Genomic DNA, 12356 nt, shown 5'->3' on the forward strand with positions numbered 1-12356 from the left:
TCTAACCGATGGGGCGGCCGGCGATAAGTCGGAATATCACTGTCCGCGAATGCAGTCGGACGGGTGCCCCGACGACTTACGGCAGCCGCTGCCCACCGCAGGTCTCGTGTCTGCCGCGGTCGCCGATATCGTTGACGGAGGCCCTCACGGCCAGGCGCGTGCTCCGAACATCATCCGTTTGGCGACAAAATGACGAAGCGGAGGTAGCGTGTCGAGGCCGAGCAGGCCAGCACCGCGCAGGTGCCGGAGGACGCCCGAGTCGTTGCTGAAAAGGCGTACCAGGCCATCCGTGAAGCGAATCGTTCCCTGACGGTCAAGGCCGCGCCCCGTCGCATAGGCGCGAAGCAGATGAGGCGAGCCCGGGTCGATGCCGTCGGCCTCGCGCAGGTGCCGGGCCAGAGCCCAGACATCGCGCAGCGCGAGATTGAAGCCCTGTCCCGCGACGGGGTGCAGGGTCTGTGCTGCGTTTCCGAGCCACACGGTACGTTCACCCGCGGCGTGCTTGCGATAGCGCAGACCAAGCGGGTAGCGCAAGCGTGTTGCCACCCCGGTGAGCTGCACGCGCGTCCCGATCGTCGCCTGGAGCGTACCGAGATAGTGTGCATCGGGCATCTCGATGAGACGGTCGGCCTGCTCGGGAGAGACCGTGTGGACGATCGCGAAACCGTCTCCGTTGGGCAGCAGGGCGAGGGGCCCGCCCGGCGTGAAGCGCTCGTAGGCGATGTGGCGATGTCCGCCCGCGACGGACGCCTGGGTGATGAGCGCATGCTGGTCATAGTCGTGCCGTACGATCTGTGGATCGTCGTCCTGCATGCCACCTTCGGCGCAGGCCACCAGGCGCGCGGACAGGGGAGCGGAACGCTCACCGATCAGGCTTGCACTCACATTCTCCGAGTCGGCAGCGAGTTCGCCGACCTTGCAGTTGTCGAGCAGGGGTACGCCGCTGGCCTCGACGGCATCGCCGAGGGCGGCGGCGAGCTCGCCGGCCGAAACCACGTAGCCGAGTGCGGCTTGATCATAATCGCGGTGATCGATCAGCGTGCGCCCGAGCCCCCCTTGTTGCGAGATGTGGATGGTGTGGATGGCCGTCGGTCTGAGGTTCGCCCAAACACCAAGCCGCGCGAGCGTCTGGCGGCTGCCGTGCGACAGCGCAAGCACCCGGGGATCGCTTCGCACCGCGCGGCGATCGCGGGCGTCGGCCAGGGCGACCGAGTAACCACTGTCCTTGAGCGCGAGCGCAAGCGCCAGCCCGACCGGACCGGCGCCGACAATCAGCAGGTCAAAACGCTGCATCGGCGGTCTCACGCATCAAGGCTTCGATTTCATCGATCTGCTTCGGTGCGGCAGCGGTGATGAGTTCGCAGCCCTCTTTGGTCACCAGCGCGTCGTCCTCGATGCGAATGCCGATATTCCAGAAAGCTTCCGGAACATTGTCCGCAGGGCGGATGTAGCAGCCCGGCTCGATCGTCAGCACCATGCCCGGCTCGAGTGTGCGCCAGTCGCCCGCGAGCTTGTATTCGCCGGCATCATGCACATCCAGGCCGAGCCAGTGCCCGGTGCGGTGCATGTAGAACTGGCGGTACGCGCCGGATTCGATGACGCCGTCGAGTGTGCCCTCGAGCAGGCCGAGATCGATCATGCCCTGAGCGAGAACCCTGACAGCCGCATCGTGGCCGGCGTTCCAGTGATTGCCCGGTCGGGTCTCGGCCTGTGCTGCGGTCTGTGCCGCGAGGACCAGTTGATACACGTCCCGCTGTGCGCCGCTGAAGCGTCCATTGACCGGGAAGGTCCGGGTGATGTCCGAAGCGTAACCGTCGAGCTCGCAACCCGCATCGATCAGCAGCAGGTCGCCATCTTCCATACGACGATCATTCTCGACGTAGTGCAGCACGCAGGCATTGGGGCCACTCGCGACAATCGATGAATAGGCGGCGGCCTGGCTGCCACGGCGCCGACAGAGATAGCCGATTTCCGCGTCGATTTCGTATTCGAAGCGACCCGGGCGGCTCGCGCGCATCGCGCCCCTATGCGCTTCGCTCGATATGGCTGCGGCGCGGCGCATGGTTTCGATCTCGTGTGCGTCCTTGATCAGTCGCATCTCGTCGAGTTCGGCACGAACATCGTGGATGGCGTGCGGTGCGGTGACACCACTGCGGGTATTCGCGCGCGCCGCATTGAGGGCCGTGGCGATCCGTTCATCCCAGGCGCGATCGTAGCCCATCGAATAGTGCAATGTTGGCTGGTCGGCCAGCAGTCCGGGCAGGCGGCCGTCGAGCTCGCCGATCGGTGCCGCCTCGTCCATGCGGAAGTGCTCGCATGCAGCCTCGGGGCCGAATCGGTAACCGTCCCAGATCTCCCGTTCTACGTCCTTTTCGCGGCAGAAAAGGATGGATTTCGGGTTGTCACCGGCAATCAGCACCAGCACTGCTTCAGGTTCGCGAAAGCCGGTGAGGTAGTAGAAGTAGCTGTCGAAGCGGTAGGGGAAATGCGAGTCGCGATTGCGCGCCACTTCGGCGGCGGTCGGGATGACCGCGACGCCTCCGCCACTTGCGGCCATTCGGGCCAGCAGGCGTTCGCGGCGCGCGCGAAATTGTTCGATGTCCTGCATCTCTGGGGCTTCCTCGATTGTGTCCCGCAAATTATGGCATGGCCACGGCGACGACGCGCCGCAGGGGATGGGCAGGGCAACTGTTTCATCGGCGCATGGAGCATGTGTCCCGTTCTGGAGCAGCGGTTGCCCCGGACTGTTGCAGCGGTCGGTGCGCGGTTGGCTGAGAAATGTCCGCAAGTGAATGATATTTAATCAAAAATAATGTTGATGCGAGATCGCTCGGCCGCTTGGCATGCCTGCTGCATTGATCTGATCAACGCAAGGAAGCGTTGCCGATCGAATATCAGAGGAGACTCAATAATGCTTTATGCAATGCCTGGCCAGCCCGATGCGAAAGTCCAGTTCAAGTCGCAATACGACAACTTTATCGGCGGCAAATTCGTAGCCCCGGTAAAGGGCGAGTACTTCGATGTGACAACGCCGATCACGTTCAAGCCCTATACCAAGGTGGCGCGCTCGACCGCCGAGGATATCGAGCTGGCGCTGGATGCCGCCCATGCCGCAGCAGACAAATGGGGCCGCACCTCCGCGACCGAGCGCTCGAACGTGCTCCTCAAGATTGCCGATCGCCTCGAGCAGAACCTCGAGATCCTTGCCTACGCCGAGACCGTCGATAACGGCAAGCCCATCCGCGAGACCCTGAACGCCGACATTCCGCTGGCGGTCGACCATTTCCGTTATTTCGCCGGTTGCGTGCGGGCCCAGGAAGGCGGAATCTCGGAAGTCGACGAGAACACGGTTGCCTACCATTTCCATGAGCCGCTGGGCGTCGTCGGCCAGATCATCCCCTGGAACTTCCCGATCCTCATGGCCGCCTGGAAGCTCGCACCCGCCATCGGTGCCGGCAACTGCATCGTGCTCAAGCCGGCCGAGTCCACGCCCGTTTCGATCCTGATTCTGGCCGAGCTGATCGCCGACCTGCTGCCGCCGGGGGTGCTCAACATCGTGAACGGTTTCGGTCGTGAAGCCGGCGTGCCGCTGGCCAACAGCACTCGCATCAACAAGCTCGCCTTCACCGGCTCGACCTCCACTGGCCGTCTGATCGGCCAGGCCGCCGCCAACAACCTGATTCCCGCAACCCTGGAACTCGGCGGCAAGTCGCCCAACATCTTCTTCGAAGACATAATGGATGCGGATGATGCGTTCTTCGACAAGGCCATCGAAGGTCTGGTGCTGTTTGCCTTCAACCAGGGCGAAGTGTGCACCTGCCCGTCGCGTGCGCTGATCCAGGAGTCGATCTACGACAAGTTCATCGAGCGCTGCATTGCCCGCGTCAAGGCGATCACCGAAGGCAATCCGCTGGATACCGAGACCATGATGGGTGCCCAGGCGTCGGACGAGCAGATGAGCAAGATTCTGTCGTATATCGATCTCGGCAAGCAGGAAGGTGCCGAGCTTCTGGTCGGCGGCGGCCGCGCACACCGCGGTGCCGATCTGGCCGAAGGCCACTACATTCAGCCGACCATGTTCAAGGGTCACAACAAGATGCGCATCTTCCAGGAGGAGATCTTCGGCCCGGTGCTGGCCGTGACGACCTTCAAGGACGAAGCCGAGGCCATCGCGATCGCCAACGATACGCTCTACGGCCTGGGCGCCGGCGTATGGACGCGCGACGGCAGCCGCGCCTATCGCATGGGTCGCGCAATCAAGGCCGGCCGCGTATGGACCAACTGCTACCACGCCTATCCGGCTCATGCGGCCTTTGGTGGCTACAAGCAGTCGGGTATCGGCCGCGAGAACCACAAGATGATGCTCGACCATTACCAGCAGACCAAGAACCTGCTGGTGAGCTATAGCCCGAACAAGCTCGGCTTCTTCTGATGGCGGCGGTGGGGCGGTTCGATGACCCGGCCTCGCGGCCGGGCTTGCCGACCGGCCCGCTGCAGGCCCGAGATGTTCGCTTTCGTTGGCTCCCGTAACCGGGGGCCTTCATACCGAGTTCTCCCTCCTCGTGTAAGGAGTTGCAGGGGCGGCCCCGGTCGCCCCGTTTTTTTCTTTTTTGGGAGTGAAGCGCACATGGTCGACCGCGTCACCGCAACCGATGCCACGCTGGCCCTGATTGAAAGACTTCAGAAAAAACACGGCCGTGAACTGATCTTCCACCAGTCGGGAGGATGCTGCGACGGCAGTGCGGCGAACTGCTACCTGAAAGGCGAAATCAATACCGACCACGACGTGTTGCTCGGCGAGATCGGTGGGTGCCCGTTCTACATCAGCCCGTCGCAGTATGAGTACTGGAAGCACACCCAGTTGATCATCGACGTCCTCGAAGCAAGAGGAGGTGGCACTTTCTCGCTGGAGGGGCCTGAGGGCGTCTGTTTTCACACACGCTCCCGCCTGTTTACCGACGCGGAATGGGCGGAGTTACAGGCTGGCGGGATTGTCTGAACGTGTAAATGAAAGAGGGGGCTTGCGCCCCTTGCCATTGCCAGGCAAACCCGGATGTGCCTATTTTCTGCGGCGAGCTACCAGACCGATCAGGCCGAGACCGGCCAGCAGCATCGCGTAGCTTTCGGGTTCCGGCACGGCTGCGGGGATGCCGTAGTTGATGCCGGCCGATGAGGCCACTGTGGTGCCCGGCGCTGCAGCCATGGCGAAGCTTGCGGTGTGGCTGAAGTCAGCGATGCCGCCGCTCGCTACATTGACGGTAAGGTAAGCGGCGATCGCATAGGTCTTGCCGTACTCGAAATCGAAGTCGCTCTCGAAGAGATCGTTTACGGTGACGCGCTGACGACCGCTGATGTTGCGGTAATCGTAGGCGAGTTGCTGGCTGTCGCCGAGGTAATAGGTGTTGTCCCAGTCAGAGGGGAAGACGTCGTATAGGGCGACGCTCAGGCTATAACCGGCGTTCCCATCCGCGCCGCCTGTGAGACTGCCGTTCAGGAGCGTGGAAAAACTTGCGCTACCGCTTCCGGTGCCACCGAGAAAGGTCACGAAATCGGTGAAGGAGGCGGTTGCACTTGCCGATGAGTAACCATAGCCAGCCTGCCCGTACGGATGATACTCGGTCTGCGCATAGGCCTTGAGCTGGCCGGCCGCGGCCTCGGCATTTGCGTTGAAACCGTAGCCGTTCTTTGCGCCGGTGACGGAGACGAAAGCACCATTGTCGCTTTCACCGATGCTTAGCGAGCCGGATTTGCTTCCCAAGGAGTAGGAATAGTTGCCCGATGCCGCACTTTGGAATTCGGCCTGCGGCATCGCCGAAGCGATCGGCGTGGCCAGGGTTGCGAGTGTGCCCACAACCAGGGAAGACAAGAATCTGACGCGCATTTGTGGATCTCCGGGGATCATGTGCCGCCGGTCGAGTTGGACCGGTGCAATTTTTATGCAAATGGTGTGCCCGGTTTGTGTGCGAAGTTGATGTGCAGTTGCAACATCATGATCTGCATTGGTATTTAGATCGGATCGGATCTCTTTTCTTTTTTGAGATGTGTTCATGCAAATAGGATTGTGCGGCGCAGTGTAAAAATCGCCGACAATTAGGGCCGCCGAGCCGATTGTCGGCGGGTCAGCGCTGGATTCAGCCGAGCCGATCGTCCGCAAGGTGATAGTGGGGGTCGTGTGCCGTGTCCATCTCCATCGCACTGCGCGCCTTATCGAGCAGTTCCCGGCAGTCGGGACTCAGATGGCGCAGGCGGATGCGTTTGCCTTGAGCCCGGTAGCGTTCGGCCAGCGCCTCGATGGCCTCGATGGCCGAGTGGTCCATGACCTTTGCGTCGCGGAACTCAACCACGACTTCGCCGGGGTCGTTCTTGGCAGCGAATTGCGCGAGAAAATTGGCGGTCGAGGCGAAGAAAAGCGTGCCGCGCACTTCGTAGGTCTTGACGGCTGTGTCAGCCTCGCCGGTGATGCGCGATGTGATCGTGATGTCCTTGGCGTGCTGCCAGGCGAACACCAGTGCTGAGATGACGACACCGACGCCGACCGCGATCGCAAGGTCGGTAAGCACGGTGACCACGGTGACGGCCACGATCACCAGCGCATCGTGCTTCGGGACCCGGCCGAGTATGCGCACACTGCCCCATGCGAAAGTCTTTTCCGATACCACGAACATCAGGCCGACCAGTGCGGCCAGCGGAATCAGTGAAATCCAGGCGGACAGCAGTGCGATGAAGGCAATCAGCGCGATCGCCGCAACGATACCCGCCAGCCTGCGGGTGCCGCCGCTGTTCACGTTGATCATGCTCTGACCGATCATCGCGCAGCCGCCCATGCCGCCGAAGAGCCCGGTGACGATGTTGGCCGTTCCCTGGGCGAGGCATTCGCGGTTGGGTTGCCCGCGGGTGTCGGTGATGTCGTCGATGAGATTGAGGGTCAGCAGTGATTCGATGAGCCCGATCGCGGCGAGAATCAGCGAGTAGGGCAGCACGATCCGCAGCGTTTCCAGATTCCAGGGCACCTCCGGAACATGGAACTGCGGCAGGCCGCCGGCGATATCGGCCATGTCGCCGACGGTGCGGGTCTCGAGCCCGAAAACCTGCACCAGCGTGGCCACCGAGAGGATCGCGACCAGCGATGCGGGGAGCGCCTTGCTGAGCCGTGGCAGCAGGTAGATCAGTGCCATGGTCAGCGCGGTCAGGCCGATCATCGTGTAGAGCGCCGTGCCGCCGAGCCAGCTGCCGTCGGCATCCTTGAAGTGGCCCAGTTGCGCCATGAAAATCACCAGCGCCAGACCATTCACGAAACCGAGCATGACCGGGTGCGGAACCATGCGGATGAACTTTCCGAGCCGCAGGGCGCCCGCGAGCAACTGGATCAGACCCATCAGGATGACGGTCGCAAAGAGGTATTCGACGCCGTGCGTCACCACCAGCGACACCATCACCACCGCCAGCGCGCCGGTTGCGCCGGAGATCATGCCGGGCCGTCCTCCGAACACTGCGGTGATCAGACACATCAGGAAGGCTGCGTAGAGACCGGTCAGCGGGTGAACATGGGCGACGAAGGCGAAGGCGATGGCTTCGGGCACCATCGCGAGTGCCACGGTCAGGCCCGAAAAGACGTTCTGGCGCAACTCGGCATTGCCAAGCGGCGTGAGGCCTCCGCGAGCGAGTAGCGTACTGAGCATGTCGGGAAACTCCGGATATCTGCGCCGCTTCTCGACGGGCGACGCATGCAGGTATTGGCGGGTGCGCCGCACTTGAAGGGGCCGGAATCAGCCTGGGGCGATCGGGGCAGGGGTGCGGGCAGAAGGGCGGATGCTATTTTCTTTTGTGCTGCGATGCAACATAAAAGAGGCGTTGGCGCGCTCGTGCCCGCGGCAGGGCCGCCAAGGTGAACCGGGAGGCACGGTGATCGCGGGTCCGGTTTCAGGTCGTCTCCGTTGAGGTCTCAGCCGCGCCGGGCGAGGCCCGTATGACGGACCCAAGGTTTCACGGTGACGTGCGGCCCCGTGGACGGGATTCGCTTGATAACGGCGTCCCGTCCTGTGGATCGACGTGTTGCAGCCTGCGTTGCACCGGAACTTCCGGCGCGATACCGGCCGTGTCGTCCCAGACCATGCTCCGGTAATCGAATGCTTCGGCAAGCGTCGGCTTGATGATCTCGAAATAAGGTGAGACATCGAAATCGCGCGGCACGAAAAGGCTGTAGTGACGAACATTGAAAACTTCCGTTTCGCATCCGTGGCAGTCCGGATCCAGTCGGATGTAGCTGGCCGACTCCGGAAGTATGGGGTAGTGCAGTGACTGAAACGCCTGTGCGATCAGCGTCGAGCATATTGCGCGGGTCGGGTCGCCGCTGCCCAGGGAGAGCATCCGGCGACGGAAGCGTTGGGGAACAGGCGGGGTCGGCACCAGATAGCGCGCAAGATCGACGATGTTGCGCAGGTCGTAGCGATGGCCGATGCGCTCGATCATGAAGTTCACGAGTCGGGAAATTTCGTCCGGGTTTAGGCCGACCGGCCGACAGATCCGACTGGGAAGTTTTTCGAATTGTTCGATTCCGGCGCTGCGCACACCGTCGACGATATCCGCCTCCACGAAGCAGTGTCCGGGCCGCGCCATGCCGGCGAGGGCGTGTTCGCCGACGAACATTGCGGCGTGGGACCAAGTGCTTTGGGTGAGGTACTTGATGGCGGCACTGACCCGGGTGTTGCCCTCGATCAGGAGCACATCACCGGGCTGCAGGCAGCGGCGAAGTTTGTCCGGCGGTGTGGCGCGTGAAACGCCGTGATTGTGAATCGGCCTGGTCAGCCAGCTTCCGAGCAGGTTGCCAATGCGATCCAGCGCTGCACCCATTCGACTCTCCACGTGTCGGACTGTCCTCGATGCCCATCCTGATTCTGATTCGTCGGATCGATCGCGTTCCGGTGGTGACGGGCCGTCGCCGTCATGAGAACGCGCACCGGTCGCCGGCAGTCCATGCAGCTCTTGGCGTATCGGCCGGTCCATCCCCGCCGTCGGCACCCAGTCGCTTGCGAGCCCGCGATCGCACGCTTCCGGGCACGAAGATGTGACTGCCCTCCGGCCCGGCGCGTTCCACAGTGGGTATCCATGTCAATTCAAGGCGCTCGGACAGGCGGGTCCGGATTGTCGGTCACCAATGCACCGCGTTTCGGCCGGTCATCTCACCTGTTCGTCGTCGGGCCGGTTGTGAGCCCGAGTTCTTCAAGCAGCGTATCCGGATCGATGCTCAGGAAGCCGGTGATCTCGAGGGCTCGATCCTCGAAGACGTCGTGTCCCGGGGCGTGTTCGATCCATGCATTGATGACCGCATCGCGATGGCGCAGCAGGCCGGCGATCCAGGGGCTGTATAGACGCAGCATGGCACCCAGCCAGCGATTCGTCGGCCAGGATGGGAAGGCGTGGTCGATCTCGAAACCGTCGAGCATGGCAATCACGGTTTCTGCGGGATACCAGGTTTCGTCGGTCACCCAGCGATTGGTTGCAAACAATCCGATCGCGTCACCCCAGGCGTCCATCGAGATCGCAATCAGGTGGCTGATCGCCTCGTCGCCGGCCGGCCATGACTCTACGGCATTTGGCCAATCGAAGGGCCGGCTGCCGGAGGGCATGCCAGCCGCGCGCATGAAGGTATGGAAATGGCCGTGCTCCACCGGGCCGCGATGGGCATGGTAGTAGTACTGCGCGTGGCTGTCCGGGTCGAAAACGTCGTCTTCGGGAAAATGAGACATCTCCACGAACGGGCCCTGCGCTCGCAGGACTTCGCCGACAACGTTGAGACCGCCACGGGCAAGAACCCGTCGACACTCGAGGATTTCGCGGCCCGCTTCAAGCATTTCGGCGCGCCGCCCTGCATCCAGTGTTGCAACGGCCGGCAGAAAGGCGGCGAGTTCCGGAAGCTGTTTCGGGCCGGGTTTGCGTCTGTTCATGTGTTGCGCTCGAGATGAAGGTTCGATTGTCGCTCCGCAGGTTCCGAACATGAAGCGGCATGCATGCCGGGATGCCTGGGCGAAGCGCACTCGAGTTCCCGTTACCGTCCCGCCATGCGCAAGGGCGTTTGCCTTCGGCGGATGCCAGCGTTCGCGCGCCGCAACGAATCTGCCTAGCATCGCGCTGATCGGGCTTGTCCAAAAGCGTTATCGAGCTTGCGCTGCCTTTTCTCACCTCACGCCGGCTGGTGGCGCTTGGGCGCGGCCGCGAACCGCGCCCATGACGACAGGTCATTGCTTTGGCGGCACCTCTCGTCGCCCGATCGGGGCGCTACCCTATTTCTTGGCCGCGCAAGGGTTCTTCGCAGCACACGGATTCTTCGCCGCGCAGGGGTTCTTCGCAGCGCAGGGGTTCTTCGCAGCACATGGATTTTTCGCGGCGCAGGGGTTCGCGCTCGTGCCGGCCCTGTTCTTGGCTGAACAGGGGCTGCAGCCCGCAAATGCGACAGCCGGCATGCCGAGCACGGCGCCGATCAGGCCGGCAGACAGAATCGCAGAGCGTACGCGGGTGGGGCGGGGGTTTTTCATGGTTTTGCTCCTCGGGGTGAATGGGCGTACCGGAATGGCAACGCCCTGTGTTGATATCCCCTTAGATGGACCGCGCGTTCGAATCCTTACATTGGTGGTGAAACGAATTGCCGTGCCGCCGGACGGCCGGTGTCGTCAGACGCAGGTGCGATGGTGAGGCGAGCGGAACACCGTTCGCCATGTGCCATGTTCGTGGCCAAGCCGGAAAGGCCTCGGATTGTTGCGCCCGTCCGTCACGGAGCGCGTTGCAGCAGAACCCGCTGCTCCAGTCTGGAGCAGGTGTCACGTTTCGAGGCAGCGACTAGTTGTCGCGTTCAGGCCCCGACCTGCCGGGGAGCATGCGTTCCATGGTCCCGTCGCGCCGCAGCCAGTGACGAATCGCTGCGGCCACGTGCAGCACGATGAGGGCGGCGAGCGTCCATGCAAGCGCAGTGTGGGCGCCGCTGAAAAAGGCGTTCAACGCCTCGTCCGGGTAGCCTGGCTTGGGCACCGGGATGCCGAAGAACTTGAGCGGGTACTTGGTGAAACTCACGGATGTGAGCCCCGCTGCCGGCACCAGCACCAGCAGCACATAAAGTATGTGATGGGCCGCGGTCGCGACCGTCCGCTCGATACCGTGCAGCGCCGGATTCTCGGGCGGACGATGGCCCAGCCTCCACACCACACGCGTCGCGATCAGCGCGATCGCCAACAGCCCGAAGGACTTGTGGATGCCGAATGCCCAGGAGCGCTCGGCGCCCTTGGGCAGATCGGCCATCCACATTCCCCAGCCGATCATGCCGATGACCAGAACCGCCGAAAGCCAGTGCAGGGCGATCGCAGGCGTGCTGTAGCGGGGGGGGCTCACTTGATCACCACCCCCCAGGGGAAACTGCCCACCGGCACATCCTTGAGGGCGACCAGCTTGTCGGTATCGATTACGCTGACCGTATCGGAGCGGCCGTTTGCCACGTAGAGCTTGCTGCCGTCGGGCGTGATGGCCATGTTCCAGGGCCGCTTGCCCACCGGAACCGTGCCGATGACGGTATTGGTTGCAGTATCGATCGCCATGACCGTGCCGTCCTTGCCGTTCGAGACGAACACCCGCTTACCATCCGGCGTGATGGCAATCCCGTTCGAGAATTTGCCGGCCGGAATCGCCGCCAGCACCTTCTGGTTCGCGACGTCGATCGCATAGACGGTGCTTGCCAGCTCGCAGGCCACATAGGCACGGCTGCCGTCGGGCAAAAAGCCGATGCCGCGGGGACGCTTGCCTACCGGTATCCGCCCGACCTGCTTGCGTGCAGCCACGTCGATCACGTCCACCTGCTCGGCATTCTCCGCACTGACGTAGAGCCATTTGCGGTCCGGGCTGAACACCGCATGCTCCGGATTCTCGCCCTCGACCTTGATGTGCGCGAGGGTCTTGCCGTCACTGCTCTGCAGCAGGGCGACGCTGTTGTCCTCTTCCACCGCAGCAGCCAGCAATTGACCATCCCGCGAGATATAAAGCCCTTCGGGCGATTCGCCGAGGGGCCAGCTGGCCACCGGTTTGCCACTGGCGAGGTCCACTACGATCAGCGAGCGGGTCGGGGCGTCGGTAAGAAAAAGTCGCGAGCCGTCTGGTGCCACGGCGATGCCGCGTGGCCGTTCGCTGACCTGCAGGGTCTTGGTTACTGCGTCCTGTGTCGTATCGATGACGCTGACCGTTCCGGATTTCTCGTTGGGCACAAAGGCGAGCGGTGCTGCCAGGGCGCCCAGCGGCAGCACTGCCAATACCAGCAGTGCCGCTCTCCGCGTGAAATTCATGTACACGTTTCGTCTCCTCTTGTTGTAAGGCGTGCG

The 12356-nt window shown here is 62.9% G+C and carries 10 protein-coding genes; 2 read left to right on the top strand and 8 right to left on the bottom strand.

Annotation, left to right across the window (positions count from 1 at the left end; all coding sequences use genetic code 11):
• Positions 1-144 precede the first annotated feature (144 nt).
• Both GQB03_RS03170 and pepP read right to left on the bottom strand, forming a co-directional pair.
• Positions 145-1293, bottom strand: a complete 1149-nt coding sequence (locus GQB03_RS03170) for an FAD-dependent monooxygenase (protein WP_159684291.1) — start codon at positions 1291-1293, stop codon at positions 145-147.
• Entirely contained in the window at positions 1280-2608 is a 1329-nt protein-coding gene (gene pepP, locus GQB03_RS03175; RefSeq protein ID WP_159684294.1) for a Xaa-Pro aminopeptidase, read from the bottom strand. Before pepP ends, GQB03_RS03170 begins: the two co-directional genes overlap by 14 nt.
• A 303-nt stretch (positions 2609-2911) precedes the next feature.
• Here pepP and exaC point away from each other — a divergent pair, with 303 nt between their 5' ends.
• The gene (gene exaC / locus GQB03_RS03180) at positions 2912-4432 is read left to right on the top strand and encodes an acetaldehyde dehydrogenase ExaC (protein ID WP_159684297.1); all 1521 of its coding nucleotides are present in this window, start codon (positions 2912-2914) and stop codon (positions 4430-4432) included.
• 195 nt (positions 4433-4627) lie between these two features.
• Positions 4628-4999: a DUF779 domain-containing protein gene (locus GQB03_RS03185; protein ID WP_159684300.1), complete on the top strand. Its 372-nt coding sequence runs from the start codon at positions 4628-4630 to the stop codon at positions 4997-4999.
• Between the two features lie 60 nt (positions 5000-5059).
• Here GQB03_RS03185 and GQB03_RS23125 read toward each other — a convergent pair whose 3' ends face one another.
• The 6 genes from GQB03_RS23125 to GQB03_RS03215 all read right to left on the bottom strand — a co-directional run bounded on the left by GQB03_RS23125 (position 5060) and on the right by GQB03_RS03215 (position 12320).
• Positions 5060-6049 (bottom strand): PEP-CTERM sorting domain-containing protein, encoded by a 990-nt coding sequence (locus tag GQB03_RS23125; protein ID WP_235026922.1) that lies wholly within the window; start codon positions 6047-6049, stop codon positions 5060-5062.
• 82 nt (positions 6050-6131) lie between these two features.
• A complete protein-coding gene (locus tag GQB03_RS03195) occupies positions 6132-7679 on the bottom strand; it encodes a SulP family inorganic anion transporter (RefSeq protein WP_159684303.1) in 1548 nt (515 codons plus the stop codon).
• A 304-nt stretch (positions 7680-7983) separates the two neighbouring features.
• On the bottom strand, positions 7984-8850 hold the full coding sequence (locus GQB03_RS03200) for a YiiX/YebB-like N1pC/P60 family cysteine hydrolase (RefSeq protein ID WP_159684306.1): 867 nt from the start codon (positions 8848-8850) through the stop codon (positions 7984-7986).
• Positions 8851-9179: 329 nt separating this feature from the next.
• Positions 9180-9944 (bottom strand): DUF6969 family protein, encoded by a 765-nt coding sequence (locus tag GQB03_RS03205; RefSeq protein WP_159684309.1) that lies wholly within the window; start codon positions 9942-9944, stop codon positions 9180-9182.
• Positions 9945-10833: 889 nt separating this feature from the next.
• The gene (locus GQB03_RS03210; protein ID WP_159684313.1) at positions 10834-11379 is read right to left on the bottom strand and encodes a cytochrome b; all 546 of its coding nucleotides are present in this window, start codon (positions 11377-11379) and stop codon (positions 10834-10836) included.
• The gene (locus GQB03_RS03215) at positions 11376-12320 is read right to left on the bottom strand and encodes a beta-propeller fold lactonase family protein (protein WP_159684318.1); all 945 of its coding nucleotides are present in this window, start codon (positions 12318-12320) and stop codon (positions 11376-11378) included. Before GQB03_RS03215 ends, GQB03_RS03210 begins: the two co-directional genes overlap by 4 nt.
• Positions 12321-12356 lie beyond the last annotated feature (36 nt).

It is taken from the genome of Cognatazoarcus halotolerans, from assembly GCF_009800965.1.
Classification (GTDB): Bacteria; Pseudomonadota; Gammaproteobacteria; order Burkholderiales; family Rhodocyclaceae; genus Cognatazoarcus; species Cognatazoarcus halotolerans.